At 42.8% G+C, this 21,997-nt stretch carries 25 protein-coding genes and 1 tRNA gene; 15 read left to right on the forward strand and 11 right to left on the reverse strand.

The features are described from left to right. Positions 1-3: 3 nt before the first annotated feature. On the reverse strand, positions 4-1,140 hold the full coding sequence (locus G457_RS0118465) for a hypothetical protein (protein WP_026947774.1): 1,137 nt from the start codon (positions 1,138-1,140) through the stop codon (positions 4-6). Between the two features lie 154 nt (positions 1,141-1,294). Beyond that, on the reverse strand, positions 1,295-1,516 hold the full coding sequence (locus G457_RS22855) for a hypothetical protein (protein WP_155847195.1): 222 nt from the start codon (positions 1,514-1,516) through the stop codon (positions 1,295-1,297). Between the two features lie 416 nt (positions 1,517-1,932). Here G457_RS22855 and G457_RS0118470 point away from each other — a divergent pair, with 416 nt between their 5' ends. Beyond that, complete coding sequence (locus G457_RS0118470; protein WP_026947775.1) at positions 1,933-3,066, forward strand: ATP-binding protein; 1,134 nt, start codon at positions 1,933-1,935, stop codon at positions 3,064-3,066. Positions 3,067-3,111: 45 nt separating this feature from the next. Here G457_RS0118470 and G457_RS0118475 read toward each other — a convergent pair whose 3' ends face one another. The 6 genes from G457_RS0118475 to G457_RS0118500 all read right to left on the reverse strand — a co-directional run bounded on the left by G457_RS0118475 (position 3,112) and on the right by G457_RS0118500 (position 6,313). Then, a complete protein-coding gene (locus G457_RS0118475; protein ID WP_026947776.1) occupies positions 3,112-3,360 on the reverse strand; it encodes a hypothetical protein in 249 nt (82 codons plus the stop codon). 51 nt (positions 3,361-3,411) lie between these two features. Then, positions 3,412-3,891, reverse strand: a complete 480-nt coding sequence (locus tag G457_RS0118480) for a DUF4252 domain-containing protein (protein WP_026947777.1) — start codon at positions 3,889-3,891, stop codon at positions 3,412-3,414. 184 nt (positions 3,892-4,075) lie between these two features. Continuing rightward, positions 4,076-4,606, reverse strand: coding sequence for a DUF4252 domain-containing protein (locus G457_RS0118485; protein ID WP_026947778.1), 531 nt, complete (start codon positions 4,604-4,606; stop codon positions 4,076-4,078). 3 nt (positions 4,607-4,609) lie between these two features. Further along, complete coding sequence (locus G457_RS0118490; RefSeq protein ID WP_026947779.1) at positions 4,610-5,032, reverse strand: hypothetical protein; 423 nt, start codon at positions 5,030-5,032, stop codon at positions 4,610-4,612. Further along, positions 5,029-5,517, reverse strand: a complete 489-nt coding sequence (locus G457_RS0118495) for an RNA polymerase sigma factor (RefSeq protein WP_026947780.1) — start codon at positions 5,515-5,517, stop codon at positions 5,029-5,031. Before G457_RS0118495 ends, G457_RS0118490 begins: the two co-directional genes overlap by 4 nt. A gap of 723 nt (positions 5,518-6,240) precedes the next feature. Then, positions 6,241-6,313: transfer RNA gene (locus G457_RS0118500), tRNA-Phe, on the reverse strand. A 103-nt stretch (positions 6,314-6,416) separates the two neighbouring features. Between G457_RS0118500 and G457_RS0118505 the strand changes: the two genes are divergently transcribed. The 5 genes from G457_RS0118505 (at position 6,417) to G457_RS0118525 (ending at position 11,612) form a co-directional block, all read left to right on the forward strand. Beyond that, positions 6,417-7,754 carry a 4Fe-4S dicluster domain-containing protein gene (locus G457_RS0118505; protein WP_026947781.1) on the forward strand — a complete coding sequence of 446 codons (1,338 nt, stop codon included), beginning with the start codon at positions 6,417-6,419 and terminating at the stop codon, positions 7,752-7,754. A gap of 112 nt (positions 7,755-7,866) precedes the next feature. Next, the gene (locus G457_RS0118510) at positions 7,867-8,658 is read left to right on the forward strand and encodes a (Fe-S)-binding protein (protein WP_026947782.1); all 792 of its coding nucleotides are present in this window, start codon (positions 7,867-7,869) and stop codon (positions 8,656-8,658) included. Positions 8,659-8,735: 77 nt separating this feature from the next. Further along, positions 8,736-9,221 carry a hypothetical protein gene (locus G457_RS0118515; RefSeq protein ID WP_026947783.1) on the forward strand — a complete coding sequence of 162 codons (486 nt, stop codon included), beginning with the start codon at positions 8,736-8,738 and terminating at the stop codon, positions 9,219-9,221. Positions 9,222-9,259: 38 nt separating this feature from the next. Then, positions 9,260-11,188 carry an OmpA family protein gene (locus G457_RS0118520; protein ID WP_026947784.1) on the forward strand — a complete coding sequence of 643 codons (1,929 nt, stop codon included), beginning with the start codon at positions 9,260-9,262 and terminating at the stop codon, positions 11,186-11,188. Positions 11,189-11,309: 121 nt separating this feature from the next. Further along, positions 11,310-11,612: a DUF3784 domain-containing protein gene (locus G457_RS0118525; RefSeq protein WP_026947785.1), complete on the forward strand. Its 303-nt coding sequence runs from the start codon at positions 11,310-11,312 to the stop codon at positions 11,610-11,612. A gap of 305 nt (positions 11,613-11,917) precedes the next feature. On the opposite strand, the gene G457_RS0118530 is transcribed toward G457_RS0118525, so the two are convergent. From G457_RS0118530 to yihA, 3 genes are all read right to left on the reverse strand, one after another. Then, positions 11,918-12,220 carry a hypothetical protein gene (locus G457_RS0118530; RefSeq protein WP_026947786.1) on the reverse strand — a complete coding sequence of 101 codons (303 nt, stop codon included), beginning with the start codon at positions 12,218-12,220 and terminating at the stop codon, positions 11,918-11,920. Positions 12,221-12,355: 135 nt separating this feature from the next. Further along, positions 12,356-12,787, reverse strand: coding sequence for a DUF5606 family protein (locus G457_RS0118540; RefSeq protein ID WP_026947787.1), 432 nt, complete (start codon positions 12,785-12,787; stop codon positions 12,356-12,358). A gap of 38 nt (positions 12,788-12,825) precedes the next feature. Further along, on the reverse strand, positions 12,826-13,437 hold the full coding sequence (gene yihA / locus G457_RS0118545; RefSeq protein WP_026947788.1) for a ribosome biogenesis GTP-binding protein YihA/YsxC: 612 nt from the start codon (positions 13,435-13,437) through the stop codon (positions 12,826-12,828). Positions 13,438-13,749: 312 nt separating this feature from the next. On the opposite strand from yihA, the gene ubiE reads away from it, so the two are divergent. The 9 genes from ubiE (at position 13,750) to G457_RS0118590 (ending at position 21,966) form a co-directional block, all read left to right on the forward strand. Next, on the forward strand, positions 13,750-14,472 hold the full coding sequence (ubiE, locus tag G457_RS0118550; RefSeq protein WP_026947789.1) for a bifunctional demethylmenaquinone methyltransferase/2-methoxy-6-polyprenyl-1,4-benzoquinol methylase UbiE: 723 nt from the start codon (positions 13,750-13,752) through the stop codon (positions 14,470-14,472). After that, positions 14,421-15,221 carry a type IX secretion/gliding motility protein PorT/SprT gene (gene porT / locus G457_RS0118555; protein WP_026947790.1) on the forward strand — a complete coding sequence of 267 codons (801 nt, stop codon included), beginning with the start codon at positions 14,421-14,423 and terminating at the stop codon, positions 15,219-15,221. The genes ubiE and porT overlap by 52 nt, the downstream gene beginning before the upstream one ends. Before the next feature lie 40 nt (positions 15,222-15,261). After that, positions 15,262-16,020, forward strand: a complete 759-nt coding sequence (locus G457_RS0118560; protein WP_026947791.1) for an SDR family NAD(P)-dependent oxidoreductase — start codon at positions 15,262-15,264, stop codon at positions 16,018-16,020. Positions 16,021-16,024: 4 nt separating this feature from the next. Further along, positions 16,025-16,768 carry a M15 family metallopeptidase gene (locus G457_RS0118565; RefSeq protein WP_026947792.1) on the forward strand — a complete coding sequence of 248 codons (744 nt, stop codon included), beginning with the start codon at positions 16,025-16,027 and terminating at the stop codon, positions 16,766-16,768. Positions 16,769-16,809: 41 nt separating this feature from the next. Then, a complete protein-coding gene (locus G457_RS22860) occupies positions 16,810-16,977 on the forward strand; it encodes a hypothetical protein (protein ID WP_155847196.1) in 168 nt (55 codons plus the stop codon). Between the two features lie 3 nt (positions 16,978-16,980). After that, the gene (locus G457_RS0118575; protein ID WP_155847197.1) at positions 16,981-17,625 is read left to right on the forward strand and encodes a hypothetical protein; all 645 of its coding nucleotides are present in this window, start codon (positions 16,981-16,983) and stop codon (positions 17,623-17,625) included. A 71-nt stretch (positions 17,626-17,696) separates the two neighbouring features. After that, the gene (locus tag G457_RS0118580; protein ID WP_026947794.1) at positions 17,697-18,776 is read left to right on the forward strand and encodes a quinone-dependent dihydroorotate dehydrogenase; all 1,080 of its coding nucleotides are present in this window, start codon (positions 17,697-17,699) and stop codon (positions 18,774-18,776) included. Positions 18,777-18,791: 15 nt separating this feature from the next. Beyond that, on the forward strand, positions 18,792-21,278 hold the full coding sequence (locus G457_RS0118585) for an FtsK/SpoIIIE family DNA translocase (RefSeq protein ID WP_026947795.1): 2,487 nt from the start codon (positions 18,792-18,794) through the stop codon (positions 21,276-21,278). A gap of 34 nt (positions 21,279-21,312) precedes the next feature. After that, entirely contained in the window at positions 21,313-21,966 is a 654-nt protein-coding gene (locus G457_RS0118590) for a LolA family protein (protein ID WP_026947796.1), read from the forward strand. The last annotated feature ends 31 nt before the right edge of the window (positions 21,967-21,997 follow it).

Genomic DNA, 21,997 nt, shown 5'->3' on the forward strand with positions numbered 1-21,997 from the left:
AAACTATTTCAATTCAAAAATGCCGTATCGTGTAAAATCTTCTTCTTCGTCGGGATTTATCAATTTTATTAAAAAAGTATCATCGGGGAATAACAAGGAAATTTCCCCAAAAGGGAATGATATATCTCCACCTATTTGTTTGCCATTTCTGATCAAAATCAATCGACGGTAGGATGGATCGCTAAAATGATGATAGTTTCGGTTTTCAGCTATTTTCTGTTCATAAACTTCAGGTGAAATAGCTCTGATGTATTCCAACATTACAGTACCATCTGATAAAACGTAAATATTATCATTTTTAGCTCCAAGATTAATTGGGCCCTTAGATGCTATATTATTCAAAGAAATTCTGGAGGATTTCAGTACTGGGAAGTTTTCGTGGCGGATTTTAAAAGCCTCGGTTTTCTTTTTAGATCTCAGGTCTATAATTGAAATTTCATCGTCTAAAGTAGTGGTCAGATACAATTTTCCTCGGCTTTTGTCTAGTGAGTAAATAGGAGCATAAATTGACTCGATGGAGGGATCCAGTTTAGAAAAATTTGACCGATTTGAAACTGGCGCAAAGTTGTAAGTCTTTTCGTTTTTAGGATTGAAAACTTCTATCAGGTTTTCTTTTAAAAATTCTGTGAATCCAAAAAAAGTGGAATATCCGGAAGGTTGACTGATAAAGGAGTTATCTCCCTTCACCCCATTTTCATAGAAGTAATTCAGTTTTTTAGGGCTGTAAAGGGTAACATTATACTTAGATCTAAAAGCAATTTTATTGACTTTCTTCAGGTTTTGATCATACTTATACAAATTTTGACTGGAATGAACCCATATAGTTCCATCTTCTGCAAAGGCAATTTGATTGATAGATTCTACGATCTGATTTGGCCCTTCTCCTTGCAATTTTTCTGATACCAAGACTTTACCATTTTCTGAAAACAAGGCAATTTTGTTTCCTTTACTCCCTTCATTGATATATCCCAAATATTGTTTTTTGGCAGGGTAGTAGTCTAGAATCTTAACTGGATTTAAAAGATCAATTTTGAATTCGGCTATTTTCGAAAAGGTAGTTTGGGTATTAACCTCATTTTCAAAAAATAGAAATATCCCTACAAATAGAATTTTTATCCCTTTATTTAGTATTCTACTCATATTTTTAAGTTTATCTTTCTACCAAATTGCATTAAATAAAACAAGAGGCACTGGATGAAATTGTTGATCTTATGGTCAAATCTTGATCCAAACAAATCTTATAATGTGTGGAAGTAGATTGTTTGCAATTAAAAGTCCAATGCCCCAAATAAAATTATCCAAACCCTCCTCCGATACAAATGCAAGCTGCCTCCTCCGTTGGCTGTCCTTCTTGGCAGTAAAACTCTATCGTTGACCTATTACAAGCTGAAACTTCCATCACTTGAGTCCAGTTGCCACACCTTAGGTTGTAGGTTTGCTGGATAGACCCGCCTAATATCTTCTTCATCTGACTTCTTTCCAAAATCTCATTGGTGCTGAGTCGGAGTATATCCAAGCTTAAATTTTTTATTTATTAGTTTTGTTTAAGATTTCAGAATGGTATCTCTAATCATTAGACCCTACATTATTTGCTTATTTAGCCAATACCTAGTAAGATATTTCTAATTTTCAGTAAATATTTACTGGGGAAAATAAGATACTTGCTACTTTGAATGATGCCATCTCAGTCGTCTTACCGACCTTTCATTAGCCATTTTCTTTCCCAGTGTTTTCAGAAATCCCCTGATTTTATTTCAGAGAGATCAGCTTGACAACAGCCCTCCGATTTTTCAAATTTCACCCATCGAGAAACTGAATCAAACTACTACGGGATCAGCTTGCCTTGATGTTTTCCAAGGTAGGCAGCATTATATTCACTGAAAGTCATGCTTTTCAGTGAATCAATTCACCAAAACACCTTACTTTTGGTGAATGAATAAAAACACCATCCGTAGAATACTTCATAAAAAGATTTCTGATAAGCTTTTCAAAGGCAAGACTATCGTCCTGATTGGAGCGCGGCAAGTCGGCAAAACGACACTGATTCGTGAGATATTGAAAGATCGGGAGTTTTTGTTTCTGGATGGGGATGATCCTTTGGTTAGACAGCAATTAACTAATCCCAATACCAAGCAAATCGAAAACCTGCTTGGCAATGCCAAAATTGTCTTTATTGACGAAGCTCAACGAATCGAAAATATTGGTATTACGGCCAAGATTATTCACGATCAATTCAAAGATGTACAATTGATTCTGAGTGGTTCTTCTGCCTTTGAGCTTCGAAACAATACCCATGAGCCCCTCACAGGCAGAAAGTTCGAATACTTTCTTTTCCCTATTTCCTATGAAGAATATGAGCAATCGGTAGGGTATTTGGATGCACTGCGGGATCTGGAAAATCGCTTGATTTATGGCTACTATCCGGATGTCATTAATCACCGTGGGGAAGAGCGCGATATTCTAAATGAAATCACGCAAAGCTATCTGTTTAAGGATATTCTTTCTTTTGCTTCCATCAAAAAGCCTGAGGTTTTGGAAAAAATCCTTCAAGCACTTGCCTTCCAAATAGGTTCTGAAGTCAGCTATAATGAATTGGCTCAGCTAACTGGAGTGGACAAAAACACGGTTTCGAGCTACATCAGACTATTGGAGCTCAGCTGCATCATTTTCCCACTTCATTCCTTCAGCAGAAATCTTCGAAATGAAATAAAGACGACCCGGAAAATCTATTTTTACGACAATGGAATCCGAAATGCCCTAATCCAGAACTTCAATCCTATTGAGTTCAGAAATGATATCGGTGCCTTGTGGGAAAATTTTTTGATCACCGAGCGAATGAAGCGAAATCATTACCATTCGGCCTATGCAAATTCATTCTTTTGGCGAACAAAACAACAGCAAGAAATTGATTACTTGGAGGAAGCAGGTGGGCGGATTTCGGCCTTTGAATTTAAATGGAACCCCAATGCCAAAGTCAAAAAGCCATCTGTATTTTTAGAAACCTACCCAGCTGACTTTCAAGTAATTTCCCAAGATAACTTTAGGAACTTTGTGGGGACGAAGTAAGAGTCAGGATAAATAATCAAATACTCTTCTCTCAAGTGAACCGTATCACTGAGCTTCAATAGGCTGCTTCCTTCCCCCGCGCGCAAACTCATATACCATTGGAAGAGCCACAGGAATCAAAAAACCAAAGGTCTGAATTAGATCTTGATCGGTGAAAAAACTTAAAGGCAGGATTTTTTGGGAAGGAAGGGAATCAAAGCTATTTAGCAATTTGATATGGCCAATGAAGAATGGCTCAGATTCTGTAATCCGTTCGGATTGATAAGAATCAGGACTCCAACTGAGATCAAACAAAAAAAGCTACCAAATTCGCTGGTAGCTTAATTTTTTCTTTTTGAAACTTTCCTACTTCCTGCCTTGCTTCATCGCTTCGGCTACGAGCTCCTGAGCAAAGGAACCTTTGAGTTCGACGACCATCAGATCTCCCGCATCGCCTCCGACGAGCACCACTAGGTCGGAGATCGTTTTATTGCCTTTGGAATAAATCCTGATTTCACCCTCATCGGCCATTTCCATCAGTAGTTCATAGCGTTCTTTCTCCAGTCCTTTTTTAAGGGCTTTGTATTCTGCACCGCTTCGATCGGCATTTTCCGGGAGCTTGAAGAAGTTGAGCTTCTCGATAGACTTGGCTACCGTAGCCATGTCATCTTCATCCAAATCAATTTTGAAGCCTTCGGCGAAATTCATGAAGTTCCCTCCCAATTCCATGTGGAAGAAATCCTCTTCCCCTTTATACTTTTCATACAGTGCTTGGACAGATTTGCTTTGGGCCTGAACGGTAAATACCATTCCAAATAATGCGATGGCTAAAATCAGCTTTTTCATAGTAATTTGTAATTATTGGTTTAGTTTTAATTGATGTCAGCTTTTCTGTTAGTAATCAAAGAGAATGGCCTACAAGGAGCCTAGAGTATCGGAATAAAGGGGCTTCGATCTTCATTCTTCCGACTTCCAGCCAAGAAAGCATAGAAAATAAGGCCGCTGACATGTTTCTGTATATTGATAAGTTTTATTTCTGTTTGTTTCCTTTTCCGTATTGATCCATGCCGGGGATATTGGTTTTGTCAGCCAGCATATTGAGCTCCTCGTAGGTGAAAGTTCCAAGAAGGGACATCAGGGTAAACTCACTTTTCTCACCGGATATCATCAGCAGCTCGCGGACCAGTCCGCCTTCCTCACGTACGAGGAATTTCAGGCTGGAGCCTTTGTCTTGGACATCCATCAGTTCTTCGTATTTGTTTTTGGTCAGGGAACTGTAGGCTTCCTTGTACATAGTCATGCCGTCCACTTCATCGGAGGATAGGATCCGGATCCCGCGGACTTTTTGGATTAGCTCTCCCAGGTCTTGTGATTCGGCTTCCTCGGCGTTGTTTTTCAGAAAGCCTCCCGCCATCTGCATCATCTTAGGAGAGATATACACCCGGCTAAAGCGGTCGTCTTCCATGTAATTGGAAAAAAAGCGCTGGATCGCGTCATCCTGAGCCAGAGAAGTCAGGATACTTCCGAAGAAAAGGAGGGATAGAAGTATGATTCTGTTCATGATTTATTTTTCTAGAGGTTTGAAGAGTTCATTGGTAGTATTGAGGTATTTGAGATCATTCATTTTTTGAAGCTGCTGCTGTCCTTCGGAATATTTCTCCTGGAAAAGAGACAAAGCGGCCATGACCTCATGATAGGCTTGTTCTTCTTGCTGTCTCTCATAGGCTTGCCAACCAAAGTATGTTCCGATCAGGATCAGAATAGAGGCGGCCCAACCCATCCAGGAGAGGTTTGCCAATTGGGTTCTTCTTGGTTTTTGAAGGTTGTGCGGTTCTTCTTTTGAAAAGTCCTCCAATTCAGCAAACCAAGCTTTCTCTGATTCAAATCCATCAGATTTTTTCAGGAGCTCTCGGAGTTCAGCTTCCTCCTCGAGGGTGCTTTCTCCAGCCCAGTAGCTATTCAGAAGTTTTTCTATTCGTTCCTTCATGGTTTTTTCACTTTTAGGTACTCTTCCCGGAGTTTTTTTCGGGCCCGGTGCAGGTTGACTTTTACTTGCTCAATCGAAATCTCCAGGTATTCGGCGATTTCCTCATAGGTCAGGCCCTCGCTTTCCCGCAACTGAAAGATCTGGCTCTGCTTCTCTGGAAGTTTGGCTACGAGCCGCATCAGATCAGAAAGCTGCTCATTTCCTTTTTCCAACTCTTTGGGCTCTTCCGATGGCTCAATTTCGCCTTCCAGCGAGATTATCCGTCCGTTTTTTCGAAAGTGCATCAAAGCTTCATTTTTCAAACTTCGGATCATCCAAGCCTTCAGGTTAGGATGCTTTTCCAATTCATCTTCCCGCTGAAAGGACTTTTCGAAGACATTTTGAAGGAGGTCTTCGGCCAGGGCCCGATCTTTCACCCAGAGGAATGCCATCCGAAATAGCGTTCCGCGCAAAGGCCAGATATGTCCTTCAAAAAATGAATTCATTTGTGTAGGTGATGCTTGAAGAATCTAAAGGTTACAATTTTTTGAAAATTTTTTTTTGGTTTGGGTAAAAGGTATTTCACCATTAGCGGAAGTCTCCCGACTTGTGCTGATATTGAGGCAGTCTTCAGACTGCAATGATTAATTCGTCTCCATCTTGCTGGCATCCAAATTCCATTACCAATCAAAGACTAAGGGCCAGGGCTGGTCTCTTTATATCTTTTTGCCCAGCATTTCGCTCATCATTCCTCTTTGCTCATACAGGCCTGCCTACCTCTGGTAGGGCTGATACATTTCGCACTTTCAGTGCTCTGTGTCTTACCATATCCCCGCTCTAGAGGCTAAGTTTCCTCAAGCTCTAGCGCAAGTCTCCTGACTTGTGCTGATACAAATGCAGTCTCCAGACTGCTTTCTTGGTGCGAGGTGTCCCGGTTTGCATAGCATCACTAGCTCTAGCAGGCAATAGCCTGTCGAAAATTAGGTATGACCGATTTATTTCCTTTTTCACCCTTATGAATTGATGGAAGTATATAACCCGAAGCCTCCCCAACTGCATATTTCAATTGTTTAAGCAATCAATAATTTTAGATTCGTTTTAAATTAGAAATAAAAAATAGTATGCATGCAGACTATTTCTTACTTTGCATTCATGAATGAGATGGGTCAAATAGGTCTGAATACTCCGCGGAAGGGCATAAAAAAAGCCCCGAATTTCTTCGAGGCTCGTGGTGATGAGTGGACTCGAACCACCGACTCACGGATTTTCAGTCCGATGCTCTACCAGCTGAGCTACATCACCTTCTGTTAAAGTGATGCAAAGGTAGGTATTTGTGTATTTGATGCAAATCATTCTGTCAAAAAAATATTGAAAAGAATCTTCAACATTACTTAATCGTATCGAAATGAGCTTTTTACCTCAAGTTGCTTTTTTGATCATTTTGGCGGTAGCTGCCTTTATTATCACCAAAAGGGTGCGCTTTCTGAAGCGCAACATCTTTTTGGGAAAGGGAGAGACCCGAAATGATCAGCCTGAAGCCCGCTGGAAAATCATGCTTTTGGTCGCATTTGGCCAGCAGAAAATGTTCAAACGCCTGATTCCGGCTTTTCTCCACCTGTTGATCTATGTAGGTTTCATCGTCATCAATCTGGAGGTGTTGGAGTTTATTTTGGATGGAATTCTCGGGACGCATCGGCTTTTTGCCCCCATCCTTGGATCGGCCTACACAGTAGCCATCAATATCTTTGAATTTCTAGCGGTGGCGGTATTGATCTCTTGTGTGGCTTTCCTCTGGAGAAGGAATGTCAGCAAGGTGCCTCGCTTTACCAAGCCCGAGATGAAAGGTTGGCCTGCCTTGGACGGAAATTTGATTTTGGTCATCGAAATAGTTCTCATGTTGGCCATCCTCACTATGAATGCGACGGATCAAATCCTGGCCAATCGGGGAGATGAGCATTACATCGCTTTGGGAACCTTGTTCTTCAGTAGTTTGATTCAGCCGCTTTTTGAGGGCATGAGTACCGGGTCGTTGGTTTTCGTGGAGCGATTTGCCTGGTGGTTCCACATCGCGGGAATTTTAGCTTTCGCGGTTTATGTGACCTATTCCAAGCACTTGCATATTTTCTTAGCCTTCCCAAATACCTGGTATTCTAATTTGAAGCCAAAAGGAGAGATGGCCAATATGCCGGAAGTTACCAATGAGGTCAATATGATGCTTGGGATTCCTACCGAAGGAAGCAATGAGCCACCTGCAGAAATCGGCCGCTTTGGTGCCAAAGATGTCAATGACCTCTCTTGGGTAAATGTAATGAATGCCTACTCCTGTACCGAATGTGGTCGCTGTACTGCAGAATGTCCGGCTAATCTAACTGGCAAGAAACTTTCTCCCCGAAAGATCATGATGGATGTACGCGATCGGGCGGATGAAGTCGGTAAAAGTATTGACGTCGGTGGACCTGGACTGGAGGATGGCAAATCACTGCTTGGTGACTACATCACCAAAGAGGAATTGAATGCCTGTACTTCCTGCAATGCCTGTGTGGAGGCTTGTCCGGTGAATATTGATCCGCTGAGCATTATTCTACAAATGCGCCGCTATGTGGCTATGGAAGAGTCTGGAACTCCTGCTCAGTGGAATGCGATGTTCCAAAATATGGAGACCAGTTTCTCTCCTTGGAAATTCAGCCCGCAGGATCGATTTAATTGGGCTGATTCTGTAAAAAATGAGGAGGTTTCAGATTGAAAAATTGAAAAATTGAAAATTTAGTAAACCTAAGTGATTGAATTGTCGAGATTAAGCATTGCTTCAAAGTTTTTCTCCTAAATCCAATATCAAAAATCGTAAATCCGAAAATATGTCTACATATCAAGTTCCAACCATGGCCGAAATGGCCGCGAAAGGCGAAAGTCCGGAAGTTCTTTTTTGGGTCGGTTGTGCCGGTTCCTTTGATGACCGATACAAGGCTGTCACCCAAGCTTTTGTAAAAATCCTGAATAAAGTCGGGGTGTCTTTTGCGGTTTTGGGTCCAGAGGAAGCCTGTACCGGGGATCCGGCGCGAAGAGCAGGGAATGAGTTTTTGTTCCAAATGCAGGCGGTCGCCAATATCCAAGTGCTAAATGGCTATGAGGTGAAAAAAGTGGTCACTGCCTGTCCTCACTGCTTTAATACGATCAAAAATGAATACTTAGCTTTGGGTGGAAACTACGAAGTGATTCATCATTCGCAGTTTCTCCAGCAGCTGATCAACGAGGGCAAGGTTGCTCTGAAAGGAGGAGGGGAGTTTAAGGGAAAGAAAATCACTTTCCATGATTCCTGCTATCTCGGACGAGCCAATGATGTGTATGAGGCTCCTCGGGAAGTCATCAAGGCGCTGGATGTGGAATTGGTCGAGATGAAGCGATGCCGAACTAAAGGTCTTTGCTGTGGGGCAGGAGGGGCGCAGATGTTTAAAGAGCCGGAGCCAGGAAAGAAAGATATCAATATTGAGCGGACAGAGGAGGCCTTAGCTACCGGAGCGAATGCCATTGCTGTGGGTTGCCCGTTTTGCCTCACCATGATGACCGATGGGGTCAAAAATAAAGAGCGCGAAAATGAGGTGCAGGTTTATGACCTGGCTGAAATGATCGCCAAAGACATGGGAATATAAGTCTGATAAAGATTGAATCAATTCGACCCTTTTTGCCGTTAGGTAGAAAGGGTTTTTCTTTGTCAAAAAATCAATTCATGTACGTAGCCTTCCAAAATTTATCAGAATCAAGCCGGGTTTGGGTGTATCAAGCTGACCGCAAACTCAGTGAAAAGGAATTGGAACTTGCCAAAAGTGAATTGAAAACCTTCTGTGAGGGATGGAATGTTCATGGGAATGGGATTTTGACTTCCTTCGAGATTTTGGAAGATCAGGTGATTGTTTTGGCTGCCGATGAGTCGAGATCTGCGACAAGCGGTTGCTCGATTGATTCTTCGGTTCGTGCCTTGCAGAAGCTTGAAAATTTGCTGCAAATCAACTTGACTGACCGGGGAAAAGTAGCTTTCAAATCCGCCAATTCCATTCAGATAGCTCCTGCCTTGGGAATCAAATCCAAAGTGGTGGAGGGAGAAATTGATACGGATACCTTGGTGATCAATCCTCTGATTCAGACCAAGGCAGACCTGGAAAGCCTTTGGATACCTGCCTCAAAAAGTTGGTTGAACAAATATTTTCCAAATTAATTAGTAATATTCAGTCCAGATCATCAATGTCTTATCGAATGAAGAATTATTTTTTGGGAATTTTCCTCATTATGCTGTCTCTAGCAGGCTGTAAAAGCCTTCAGGAAAAGGGAACAGACCAGTTCCTCTCAGGAGAATACCAGTATGCCATCAATACTTTTTCACAAATACTGGAGCAAGACACCGCTAATGAGCGGGCCAATGAAGTGATCGCTGAGAGCTATCGGCTTTCCAACCGAATTGAAAATTCTGCGGATTATTATCAAAAATTGGTGGATATCGAACCCAGTTTTGAGCGCTATTTCTTTTTGGGACAAAGTCTCAAAGCGCAACAAAAAGGAGATGAGGCTATCGAAGCTTTCGAAAATGCAAAAAATTATACCCAAGATGAGGCCTTGCTTGCCCGAACTCAGCGGGAGATCGAAGGAATAAATCTAGCGAAAGGGATAGAGAATTACTGGCCTTTCCATGAATTGGTTAATTACCGAGAACTCAATACTCCGGGAGATGATTACGCTCCTATTGTGAGTGAAAATTTCCTCTATTTCACTTCTGCAAGGCAGGCTTCTGGAATTTATCCAGCTACAGGCACACCTTACACCAAACTATTCCGAGCCAGAGCGGAAGACCTTCGAGTGGATGTCAGTGGGATTCAAGCCTTACCGGAATTCCCGAATGAAGAAGGATTGAATCAGGCTGCTATGGCTATCAGTCCGGATGGGAATACCCTGATCTATGCCAGGGGAAATTCTACCTCTCCACGGGACCTTCCTGAGACTGCACTTTTTGCATCTTATTTTAGAGGAGGAGGCTTCACTTTGCCCATTTGGCTGCCCGTGAATGAAGAGGAAAACTGGTGGAACTCTACTCCTGCGTTTAGTCCTGATGGGGAGGAACTTTATTTTGCTTCAGACCGACCAGGAGGCTATGGAGGAATCGATATTTACAAAGCTACCAAATTGGCAAATGGAGACTTTGGAAATGCCGTGAATTTGGGTCCAAATGTGAATACCCCAGGAAATGAGCTTTTCCCTAGACCTGCTCCTGATGGCAAGTTTTTCTTTGCTTCGGATGGGCATCCAGGATTTGGAAAATTGGATCTTTTCGTAGCTGAGCAAGATGAAAGTGGAAAACAAGTCATCAAAAATCTCGGTGAGAATATCAATAGTGAAGCGGATGATTTCGGGATCTTTTTTACCAATTACCCTAAAGAAGGTTTCCTGTCTTCCAATCGAGAAGGTGGGATTGGAAATGATGATATCTACTATTTCGAGGATAAAACCCCGAAGCCAAAAATCGTCAACGTCCTGCTTAATGTCTTTACCAAGCAGCGGGTAGCGGGAGAGCCTGATCAGGTTTTGGATAATACTCGTGTGGTGCTTTATGATGGAAACAATAAGCAGATCGGAGGAGACTTCTCGAATAGCAATGGTCGGGTTAGATTTACCCTGGAGCCTCAGTCTAACTATACCATCATCGCTTCAAAAGGCGGTTATTTCTCCAAATCTGTTCCATACAATACCTTCGGAAAAACACCGGATCCAGCTACTTTGGTGCAGGACGTAACCAATGTGACCTTGGATACGACGATTGTTTTGGATCAGTTGATTTTGGAAAAATCTATAGTGCTTGAAAATATTTACTACGATCTGGACAAAGCCGATATCCGACCGGACGCGGCGAAGGAGTTGGATAAACTAGTACAGATCCTGAAAGACAATCCTCAGATTCGAATCGAACTGAGTTCGCATACAGATGACAGATCTTCTGATGCCTACAACTTGGAGCTTTCGCAGAGACGTGCCGAGTCAGCGGTGAATTACATGGTTTCTCAAGGAATTGCGGCTGATCGGTTGGTGGCCAAAGGTTATGGTGAGACGCAGTTGATCATTGAAAACGCCCAGACAGAAGAGGATCATCAGGTCAACCGACGTACGGAGTTTAAGGTAATTGAGATTAAGGAATAAGGGAAATACGATAGAAATATAGCTCGCAAGCGAGCTGAAAAAAATTGAAATAGAGTGCCTCTCGTATTGGAGTAGTAATAATCAGGTTTTTAAATATTTTTGACTTGCTAAGGTAAAAGTTATGGGTGCATTGATAGCAGGAGTTCTTTTTTTAATTATTGGTTTTGTAGTACGAGTTTATCCAGGTATTCTCGCTGGTTTTAATAATTTATCACAAATAGATAAAGAAAGAACTGTGAAGAATGGATTACCACTCTTTGCTGCACTTCTATTCAATCTGATGGGAGTTTTTTGCATTATTTCCTATCCAGTATCCATTTGGTTGGAAATGCCCAATTTAACTTCGATAGTTCAGGTACTTGTAACTTTGCTTGGAGTAGTGATATTAGTCGTCGTTGGAAATTTAAAAGCAAGCCGTAGGTAATTCAAAGCACCAACAAAGCCATCGGAGTAATCTAATGGGGAGTGTGAAGATGGAATTTTTTTGATACACGGTAGAAATACAATAGAAATAAAACTCGCAAGCGAGCTGAAATAAATTGAAATAGATTCCCAATTGTATTAAGTACTAGAAATTCCTTGTGTATCTCACAACCGAAGAGAGTGTATTTCGCGAAGCCTATCTCGCCGAAGGCATATCTCACGACCGAAGGGAGGGTATCTCGGCGAAGCCATATCTTACGAAGCGAAGCGTAGCATATTTCACCGAAAGAAGTGAGGCGTGTAACTTCAAGAATACCTCCTCCAAATTTCAGCCTTCTGTTTTTGTCTCTCCCAAAGTGCCTTAGCCAAATCTGATGCTACCGAATCAGGTTCCGATTGATGAAGGATTTGCTTGAGGGTGTTTTCCGATAAATCAATTCGATAGCAAATGTTCAGGAGTTTTTCTAGATCCTTGTCCAGTAGATCCCTGACTGCTAAGGTCAAAAGTCTAATTGCCTTTTCCTCATCAAATGCCTCTACCAATTCAGGTAAGTCAAACTGATTTTGGGCCAATTGATAGGCAGTATGTAAAATTGGTTCTTGGTTCATGAGACAAAAAAATGAATTCGTCATCGCGATCCCGACAGGGGAGGGAGAAGCGATCTTAATGATTTTATGGTTGAACGAGAAAAGATTGCTTCACTTTGTTCGCAATGACGAAATATTAATTATTAAGGTATAGTCTTATTCCTTTTCTGCGCTTTCTTCTCCCGCTTCGCTAGGCTTGAGCACCTCAGGAGCGAATTTTCGGATGATTTTATACCAGCTAATGAGTTTTTTGATATCAGAGACATACACTCTGGTCTCATCTACCTCCGGAAGGATATGCTTCATAAAAGCCCGCAATTCGGCATCATCCGGATTACTGTCAAGTCCTAAATCTCCTTCAAATTCCGCCTCGACTTTCTGCATGACCTGCTGTAGAGGCTCAGCGCCTTCTTCGGTCAGGGTGTAGATCGAGATATCGCCTAAAATGGAAACTCGATGGGAGATGCCTGCTACTAGCTTGGCTTTTTTCTCATCCATGCTCTCCAAAATCACCCCTGTACGAGTAGGCTTTAATACTTTAAATAGTCCCGGTTTGCCGGAAACTGTTGCAATTTCTTTAAAATCCATTGGTTTAATTTATCAGTATGCAAATATAGAACTTGTGTTTATTCGGCCGCACCGTTTTCATATTCTCTGACGAGTTCTTCGAGGAAGGCATTTACCTCATCTTTTCCCATCTGGTTTTCTGCGCTAGTCACAAAATAGTCTGGTGCTTCTTCGAAAATCTCTTCTGTCTTTTTCAAAAATTTTCGAACATTTTGGTCGGTTTTGGTTTTCGAGAGTTTATCAGCTTTGGTGAAAATCAAAACAGCCGGCACACCATTGACTCCGCACCAAAGCAGAAATTCCAAATCAATTTTTTGGGGCTCCAAGCGACTATCGATCAAAATAAAAACTCCGCAAAGATTCTCTCGTTTGGTCAGGTAGGTTTTGATCATGTTTTCCCAGCCCTCCTTGACTTTGACATTTACCTTGGCAAATCCGTAGCCAGGCAAATCCACCAAATACCATTGATCATTGATCAGAAAGTGATTGATCAATTGGGTCTTGCCGGGAGTTTGGGAGGTTTTTGCCAATCCTTTTTTATTGGTCAGCATGTTGATCAGGGAGCTTTTGCCCACATTGGATCGGCCAATGAAGGCAATCTCAGCCCGATCAGGCTTGGGGCAGTTGCCCGGATTGGAATTGGAAATGACAAACTCTGCTTTGCGGATCATAATTTTTTATTTCTGCGCAAAATTAGAACTTAAACCCGAAATATACATTAGACTTCCTGTTACGAGCCCAAAACGCTTTCAAATCAACCGCTTCGCTGCATTTAGCTCAATCACCGTAGCGATGCTATGTCTATTTCGCGAAATACTTGATTTCCTTGCGTTTTGAACTCTTCCCGATTCTCGGGACAGGCTATTACGGATCCTAGTGAATAATCCGGGTTAAATCCGAAGAGGCTAAATGCTTTATTAGCTAACAATTTTCCCTTCCTCGGGTTTCTTCAGTAATATTGCGCACCAATTACAGAATTACTGATGTCCGTAGTCCCTTACAAAGATAAAGAAGACCCTAAAAAAGCTCAGGTTGCTGAGATGTTTAACAATATCAGCCCCAAATATGATTTGCTCAATCATGTTCTGAGCCTGGGTATTGATATCATTTGGCGAAAGAAAGCCGTCAAAATGCTCAAGGCTGATCAGCCGAAGTTGATTTTGGATATCGCTACCGGTACCGGAGACTTCGCGATTGAAGCTTTGGCGCTGAAACCTGAGAAAATCATCGGAGTCGATATTTCGGAAGGTATGCTTGCCGAGGGCAGGAAAAAAATGAAAAACCGAAAGCTGGATCATATCATCGATTTACAGCTAGGGGATTCGGAAGGATTACTTTTTGAGGATAATAAGTTTGATGCCGTGATCGTTTCCTTTGGTGTCAGAAACTTCGAAAATCTGGAAAAAGGACTGGCAGATATGTATCGAGTGCTGAAGCCCGGCGGGAAAACCGTGATATTGGAATTTAGCAAGCCTAGGTCATTTCCAATGAAACAGGCCTACTCTTTCTACTCCAATGCTGTTTTGCCTCAAATTGGTAAAATTGTATCCAAGGACAATTCTGCTTATACTTATCTTCCCGAATCCGTTCAGGCATTCCCGGATGGACAGGATTTTCTGGCAGTCTTAAACAAAGTAGGATTTCACAGCACCGTATGCAAACCGCTCACTTTTGGTATCAGTTCGATTTACGTAGGAGTAAAATAGGGTTAATTACCCTATTTCTGACTTTTTTAACTTTATCGTCCACCAATGCTCAAGGCTTATTTGGCTTGACAAGTACGTCTGGGTCGGATGATAAGCTTTTATCTTATGGGTTTTTCCTTGCAGGTCATACCAGTACCTATCGATTGAAATATGCGGATCGATTTGTGCAAACACCCAATACTGCCGGTCAGAATGTGCGTGCTATTTTCCCAAAATATACCCCCGGCTTTTCTTTGGGATTTATAGGAATGCTGCGCTTTCATGACCAAATGCAACTTTTATTCACACCCAAAATCGGGTTTTATGAGTTCAGAACGGAGGTTCAATATTTTTCGAATGACTTGGTGCCGGATATCCCCAATCCAGATGAGCCGGTTAGTCCTGCAGTAAATGTCAATACCCTCATCAGTGAATCCACGATGATTGAGTTGCCGCTTTTGCTGAAGTATCGCTCACAGCGATTCAATAATACCCGGATGTATTTTATCGGAGGAGCGAGCTACATGTTCCGCACCAAGACTCAGGACGAGGCAAACTTGGAAGATTTGGTAACCGTGGGGCAGGACTACACCATTGAGTTGGGGATGGGATTTGAGGTTTACTTTCGTTATTTCAAATTTGCCCCTGAGATCCGCTTTTCTCATGGACTCAACAACCTCTACCAACCTGAAAATACCATTCCCGAAATACGCGATGCTATCTCCAGCATCAAGCGAAAGTCAGTGACGATTTACCTGAATTTTCAATAGTCGGCTTTTCGAAAGTTTTCATTTATCCTAACTTGTCCAAATGGAAAGAAAAATAGCATTAATTACCGGGGCGACCTCCGGAATAGGAAAGGCCTGCGCCTTGATTTTGGCAAAAAACGGCTATGATCTGATCGTGACAGGTAGAAGAACTGATAGATTGGAAGCTTTCAAGCAGGAGGTAGCCAAGGGTATAGAAGTACTTCCTTTGACTTTTGATGTTCGGGACAAAGAAGCGGTATTTGATTTATTGGGAAATCTCCCTGAGCGATGGAAAGGAATCGATGTCCTGATCAATAATGCCGGGAATGCCCATGGAATGGATCCAATTCAGACGGGTAGCACCGATGATTGGGATGCCATGATGGATATCAATGTCAAAGGCTTGCTGTATGTGTCCAAGGCCATTATCCCAGGAATGACCGAACGGAAATCCGGGACCATCATCAACATCGGCTCCATCGCTGGTAAGGAAGTCTATCCAAATGGGAATGTCTATTGTGGCTCCAAGCATGCCGTGGATGCCATCACTAAAGGAATGCGGATTGATCTAAATCCATTTGGAATCAAAGTGATAGGTATTCATCCGGGATTGGTGGAGACGGAGTTTTCGCTGGTTCGATTTAAGGGAGATGGGGATAGGGCCGAAAAAGTCTATCAGGGTTACGAGCCTCTTTTGGCTGAGGATATCGCCGAAATCGTGGAATTCTGTGTGAATCGGCCGCCACATGTGGTTTTGGCAGATATTGTAGTTTTGCCTACCGCACAGGCTTCAGCGACCATGGTCAATAAAAAATCCTGATTAAATGAAATACGCGTCACTACTTTTTACAGGGCTGGTTTTTGCCTGCAGCACGCCGAAAAGTGATCAAGAGGTCTTTTCCGAGCAACAACGAGAAAACTTGGAGCCGCTAGTTGAGAAGATCGATGAGCCCGTTTCAGAGTTGGAGCAAAACTTGATCGAACAAGGTCTGGTCAACTTGGAGGAGGTGATCCCCGGAATTCGGGTGGAGCTAAAATATTCCACTGAGGATAACTTTTTTGGTCAGGATGTTTATGGTGACTTGACCACTGCCTATCTGCAGCCTGAAGTAGCTGAGATGCTTCGGCAAGCACAGGAAAAGCTTCAGTCCGAGCATCCCAATCTTGTCTTTCATGTCTATGATGGCGTTCGTCCCCGCTCTGTGCAGCAGATTCTTTGGGATAATTTGGACAAGCCGGACAGTGTCAAACCACTTTATGTCGCTGATCCAAAAGTAGGGAGCTTACATAATTTTGGGGTGGCGGTAGACCTGACAATCTTTGACACAGAAGCTGATTCTATATTGGATATGGGTACGGGCTATGATTTCTTCGGTTATGCGGCTTATCCCGATCGGGAGGAGCAAATGCTTCAAGAAGGTGTCATTAGTCGAGAGCAGGTTAAAAACCGTGATATTCTCCGAAAAGTCATGACAGAATCCGGATTTACAGGGATTGGTTCGGAATGGTGGCATTTCAATGCCTTTAGCCGAAAAGAGGCGGGGGAGAAATTTAAAATTGTGGAGTGATGTTGAAATCAATTTTCAAGACGTTTACAAAGCGTCAAATAATGATGTTCAAGCTGTTGCTATTAAGTAATTCAGCTGTAGTCTTTGGTGCTTATTTCAAAATCATGGATAATCCAAATGGTGAACTACTCTTGCTCATTGGTATCGGTTTAAATGTGATTGGAACGCTAGGAATAGTCAGTAAATGGGCCAAGGGAGGGCCAATTTAGTTTTTGAAAAAATCAATATTTCTCACACTGGCTATCAGTTTATTTTTTGCAAGCTGCACCAGCACCAAAATCTATCCCCGAATTAAATGTCTGACTTGTGTCAGCAAATCCGATGGGATTCTTTTAATGCCTTTGCATTGGGAACCAAGTTTTCGAAAATTCAGTACTGCACAGCTCAATGAGTTGGAAAATCGAATTCTAGGCACGTTGCGGGAGGAAGGTTTTACTAATGTGGAGCTCTATGATCGGATGGATTACGAATTGCTCAATGCAGGGGTTCGTGACATCAACGATCCAGTACAGCGCGCTAATATTAACCTGCAACTCGGAATTCCATACCTTCTTGGCTTAAGCCTTGGTGATGCAGGCTGGACTGGCGAATGGAAAGCCATTTCTCCTGAGGAACCTGAAATGGGAAGCTACTGGGAGTCTGATACCCGGGTGAGCAGTATGCTTCGGATTGCGCTTTTTGAGACAGCTATGGGAGAGATTGTGTCTGACTATGCGGTGGAGACTACCATCGATGGTATTCCGATCCCAGTTGGGGATTCAGAAAGTCTTTCCTTAAACTTCGGCTCCATTGAACAAGCTGTTCGCCTTTCTGTGCAGAAGGGAATTCGGAATCTGGTTCAAGATTGTAGCTGTTAATTCATCCCTTTTTTAAAAGGGAATTTTGAGTGGGAATGGCTACTTTTGTCCAAAAGGAAAAAAGCAATCCCGTGTATAAAACTCTCCTAAAGCCTTTCTTTTTCACCAAGCCTGCTGAAGAAGCGCATCATTTTACTGTCAATCTCACCCAAAAGACATTCAATTTTCCAGTTTTAGGATCTTTGATTGGAAGTGTTTTCCATTTGGAGGATAAGCGCCTCGAGCGGGAGGTTTTTGGTTTGAAATTCAAAAATCCCGTGGGCCTGGCTGCTGGCTTTGACAAGGATGCCAAGTTGATTGATGAGATGGCCATGCTGGGTTTTGGGTTTATCGAAATCGGTACCCTTACCCCAAAACCACAGGAAGGAAACCCGCAACCTAGGCTATTTCGCTTGCCGGAGGATGAAGCCTTAATCAATCGCATGGGATTCAATAATGGAGGAGTTTTGGATGCAGTGGAAAGGCTGAAGAAGCGAAAATCTGATGTGATCATCGGAGGAAACATCGGCAAAAATAAGGTTACCCCCAATGAAAAAGCGGTAGATGATTACCTCTTTTGCCTAGAGGCACTTCATCCATATGTGGATTATTTTGTGGTCAATGTAAGCTCACCCAATACGCCCAATTTGCGGGATTTGCAGGAAAAGGAACCTTTAAAAGCACTTTTGACGGCAGTCAAGAATGCAAATGATGAAAAAGAACAGCCTAAACCAATCCTGCTTAAAATCGCTCCCGATTTGACAGAGGGCCAGTTGGACGATATTATTGAGATCGTAGCCGAAACCAAAATAGATGGGGTGATTGCGACGAATACGACCATCGATCGAAGCGGATTAAAAACAGCTAAAAGTGAAGTGGAAGCCATAGGAGCCGGAGGTCTCAGCGGGAAGGTTCTGAAGAATAGGAGTACAGAAGTCATTCGCTATTTATCCTCCAAGTCTAAATCCGCCTTTCCGATTATCGGTGTGGGAGGAATTTACTCTGCAGAGGATGCTATCGAAAAGCTGGAGGCAGGTGCAAGTTTGGTACAGGTGTATTCAGGCATGATTTATGAAGGACCTAGCCTTATCAAACGCATTAAAAAAGGCTTGATCGGTTATTTTTCAGGTAAAAATTCCAAATCAAATCCTGAAACCGTATCTTCCAATTAGTATTGAAACGCGTCTATGCCCAGCAGTTCTACAAAAACTAATACTTTTCGAAAAAAAGGCGAAAAGCCTAAAAAAGCTAAGTCCAGCGCTTCTAAATTGAATTTTTCCTTCGGGAATATCAAAAACTCAAAGCTGGTTCTTGCGCTTGGAATTATTTTCATGTCTTTGGGGATTTTTCTCTTTTTTGCTTTCCTCAGCTATTTGTTGAGCGGCGAAGCTGATCAAAGTTTGGTTATGAATTCTTCGGAAGAATCCACCAGAACGATCGCCCGGGAATCACAAAACTGGCTTGGCTGGCTAGGCGCACAGGCAAGTCACTTACTGATTTATCGATGGTTTGGAGTTGCAGCATTTCTATTCCCTCCCTTTCTCTTTATTCTGGGATTTCGATGGGCTTTTAAGATTAGCCTGATTTCCTTGAATCGCTACCTAACTTTTGCCTTATTCTTCACCTTTTGGCTGGGATTGCTGACGGGGTATATCGTGATTTTGGTCAAAGGCTACTCCTATTGGAGTTTCCTTTCGGGAGGTTTTGGCTATGAAATGGCCAAGCTTTCGGCAGATTTTCTGAGTTGGGGTACCTTTATTCTGCTTGCTGGTTCTTTGTTGATTTTTGTGATTTTCTTCTTCGATATTGACAAGTTGGATTGGTTCAGCCTGAAAAGCTCGGATCCGGAGGAGTCTAATATTCAGGAGAATGAATTGGTGGAGGAAGATTTGGCGATCAAGCCTCAATCCAAAAATGAAGATCCCTTCGGACTGGAAGATGATGAGGAAGAAGATTTGATGGATGACGGTTCCTCTTGGACTGTAAAAAATGCAGAGGATGAAAACACGGATGAACTGCCGGAAGAAGATGATCTATTCGAGATCAATCAGGTAGATCTTTTAGCAGAAAATACAGATCCGAAGCCTGAAAAACCCGTGGAGGAAAAGCAGTTTTCAGTGACCAAAGCTGAAAGCACAGAGAAGACCGCCGAGGAAGTTGAAAACCTGGATCCCTATGATCCTACCTTGGACTTGCCAAAGTACAAGTACCCTTCCCTTGACCTGCTGAATGAGTACGATCTGCAAAAAGTGACTGTCACCAGACAGGAACTGGAAGACAATAAAAACAAGATTGTCGAGACCCTTGAAAACTTTAAAATAGGGATTCAGGAAATCAAAGCGACCATCGGACCGACGGTGACGCTTTATGAAATCGTACCTGAACCAGGTGTAAAAATATCCAAAATCAAAAATCTCGAAGACGATATTGCTTTGAGTTTGGCAGCTTTGGGAATCAGAATCATTGCGCCTATTCCAGGAAAAGGCACAATCGGTATTGAGGTGCCTAACAAAAATCGGGAATTAGTGCCGGCAAGAGCGGTTTTGGGTACGGAGAAATTCATGCGATCCGATAAGGATTTGCCTATTGCGCTTGGTAAAACCATTTCCAATGAGGTCTTTGTTGCTGATTTGGCAAAAATGCCTCACTTGCTGATGGCGGGTGCTACGGGACAGGGTAAGTCAGTGGGACTCAATATGATTTTGGCCTCATTGATTTATAAAAAGCATCCGGCACAGTTGAAGTTTGTCTTAGTCGATCCGAAAAAGGTGGAGCTTTCCCTATTCAATAAAATCGAGCGACACTTCCTAGCCAAGCTTCCTGGATCGGAAGAGGCCATCATCACGGATACCAAAAAAGTAATCTACACGCTCAATTCTCTCTGTATCGAGATGGACAATCGATACAATTTGCTCAAAGATGCCGGCGCACGAAACCTCAAAGAGTACAATGCCAAATTCATCGCCCGTAAGTTGAATCCAGAAAAGGGGCACAAATTTATGCCCTACATCGTCTTGGTAATTGATGAATTGGCGGATTTGATGATGACGGCAGGGAAGGAGATCGAAGGCCCTATTGCCCGATTGGCACAATTGGCGCGGGCTATTGGTATTCACTTGGTAGTCGCTACGCAAAGACCATCTGTCAATGTGATCACGGGTATCATCAAGGCTAATTTCCCAGCCAGGCTTTCTTTCCGGGTTACTTCCAAAATCGACTCGAGAACCATTCTGGACGGCGGGGGAGCAGATCAGCTGATCGGTATGGGAGATATGTTGCTATCACAGGGATCAGAGATGATTCGACTGCAATGTGCATTTTTGGATACTCCTGAAGTGGACGCTATTTGCGATTGGATAGGGGAGCAAAATGGCTATCCAGATGCGTACTTGTTGCCAGAGTTTGAAGGTGAAGAGAGCGACAGTGGTATCGGTGAAATCGATTTGGCAGACCGAGATCCACTTTTTGACGATGCAGCTAGGTTGATTGTGCTTCATCAGCAGGGCAGTACTTCCCTGATCCAGCGAAAGATGAAGCTTGGGTATAATCGGGCCGGCCGTATTGTTGACCAGCTTGAGGCCGCAGGAATCGTTGGTCCATTTGAAGGCTCCAAGGCTCGGGAAGTTCTTATCCAAGATGAAGCTAGTTTGGAACAGTTATTGAATAGTTTGTAGTCGCCGTACATTCATCCCCATTCGGCTACAGATTATGAAAAAAAATATTCTCTTTCTTAGTTTTTTTTGCCTGATGTTTATTGGTTTTCAGGTGCTTGCGCAAAAGGATCCGAATGCCAAATCGGTCCTAGATGCCATGAGTCAGAAGTTCCAGGCCATGAATGGTTTTACAGCAGAATTTGACTTTACGTATCAGGATGGAAGCGGAAGCTCAGATAGACAAAGCGGGGAAGTGGCCGTCAAAGGTGAGCAATACCGACTGAAGCTTCCTGAGCAAGAAATTTTCAATGATGGAAAGACCGTGTGGACCTTTATTCAGGCGGACGGGTATCGTGAAGTGACCATCAATGACGTCAGTCAGATGGAAGGGGAATTGACCCCGTCCAATATTTATCGGATGTATGAGTCTGGATTTGAATACAAGCTTTTAGCAGAAAAAACCTATCAGGGTAAAAAAGTCCAGGTAGTCGAATTGAACGCTACAAGTGCAGACGCTCCTTTTGCTCAGGTGAAATTGATGATCGATAAGGGGACTAAGGATCTGCTAGGCTGGGAAATGTTTGATGGACAGGGTGGAATGTATTCTTATTCTTTCAAAAACCTGAAGGCCAATGCCGACCTTCCTCCGACCTACTTTGCCTTCGACACTAAGAAATACCCTGGTATCGAGGTAATTGATTTGAGGTAGGTTTTTTAGGTTGGGTGTCCGTTGCTTACTC

It is taken from the genome of Algoriphagus marincola DSM 16067 (genome assembly GCF_000429405.1).
In the GTDB taxonomy this organism is placed as follows: domain Bacteria; phylum Bacteroidota; class Bacteroidia; order Cytophagales; family Cyclobacteriaceae; genus Algoriphagus; species Algoriphagus marincola.

Excerpts from the sequence above, each read along its gene's own strand:
- G457_RS0118540 (WP_026947787.1), bottom strand. The coding sequence starts at position 12,787 with ATGGATTTTAAAGAAATTGCAACAGTTTCCGGCAAACCGGGACTATTT.
- G457_RS0118465 (WP_026947774.1), bottom strand. The coding sequence starts at position 1,140 with ATGAGTAGAATACTAAATAAAGGGATAAAAATTCTATTTGTAGGGATA.
- ubiE (WP_026947789.1), top strand. The coding sequence starts at position 13,750 with ATGTCCGTAGTCCCTTACAAAGATAAAGAAGACCCTAAAAAAGCTCAG.
- G457_RS0118585 (WP_026947795.1), top strand. The coding sequence starts at position 18,792 with ATGCCCAGCAGTTCTACAAAAACTAATACTTTTCGAAAAAAAGGCGAA.
- G457_RS0118520 (WP_026947784.1), top strand. The coding sequence starts at position 9,260 with ATGAAGAATTATTTTTTGGGAATTTTCCTCATTATGCTGTCTCTAGCA.
- G457_RS0118495 (WP_026947780.1), bottom strand. The coding sequence starts at position 5,517 with ATGAATTCATTTTTTGAAGGACATATCTGGCCTTTGCGCGGAACGCTA.
- G457_RS0118505 (WP_026947781.1), top strand. The coding sequence starts at position 6,417 with ATGAGCTTTTTACCTCAAGTTGCTTTTTTGATCATTTTGGCGGTAGCT.
- G457_RS0118490 (WP_026947779.1), bottom strand. The coding sequence starts at position 5,032 with ATGAAGGAACGAATAGAAAAACTTCTGAATAGCTACTGGGCTGGAGAA.
- G457_RS0118525 (WP_026947785.1), top strand. The coding sequence starts at position 11,310 with ATGGGTGCATTGATAGCAGGAGTTCTTTTTTTAATTATTGGTTTTGTA.
- G457_RS0118515 (WP_026947783.1), top strand. The coding sequence starts at position 8,736 with ATGTACGTAGCCTTCCAAAATTTATCAGAATCAAGCCGGGTTTGGGTG.
- yihA (WP_026947788.1), bottom strand. The coding sequence starts at position 13,437 with ATGATCCGCAAAGCAGAGTTTGTCATTTCCAATTCCAATCCGGGCAAC.
- porT (WP_026947790.1), top strand. The coding sequence starts at position 14,421 with ATGCAAACCGCTCACTTTTGGTATCAGTTCGATTTACGTAGGAGTAAA.
- G457_RS0118560 (WP_026947791.1), top strand. The coding sequence starts at position 15,262 with ATGGAAAGAAAAATAGCATTAATTACCGGGGCGACCTCCGGAATAGGA.
- G457_RS0118485 (WP_026947778.1), bottom strand. The coding sequence starts at position 4,606 with ATGAACAGAATCATACTTCTATCCCTCCTTTTCTTCGGAAGTATCCTG.
- G457_RS0118480 (WP_026947777.1), bottom strand. The coding sequence starts at position 3,891 with ATGAAAAAGCTGATTTTAGCCATCGCATTATTTGGAATGGTATTTACC.
- G457_RS0118510 (WP_026947782.1), top strand. The coding sequence starts at position 7,867 with ATGTCTACATATCAAGTTCCAACCATGGCCGAAATGGCCGCGAAAGGC.
- G457_RS0118470 (WP_026947775.1), top strand. The coding sequence starts at position 1,933 with ATGAATAAAAACACCATCCGTAGAATACTTCATAAAAAGATTTCTGAT.
- G457_RS0118530 (WP_026947786.1), bottom strand. The coding sequence starts at position 12,220 with ATGAACCAAGAACCAATTTTACATACTGCCTATCAATTGGCCCAAAAT.
- G457_RS22860 (WP_155847196.1), top strand. The coding sequence starts at position 16,810 with ATGATGTTCAAGCTGTTGCTATTAAGTAATTCAGCTGTAGTCTTTGGT.
- G457_RS0118590 (WP_026947796.1), top strand. The coding sequence starts at position 21,313 with ATGAAAAAAAATATTCTCTTTCTTAGTTTTTTTTGCCTGATGTTTATT.
- G457_RS0118565 (WP_026947792.1), top strand. The coding sequence starts at position 16,025 with ATGAAATACGCGTCACTACTTTTTACAGGGCTGGTTTTTGCCTGCAGC.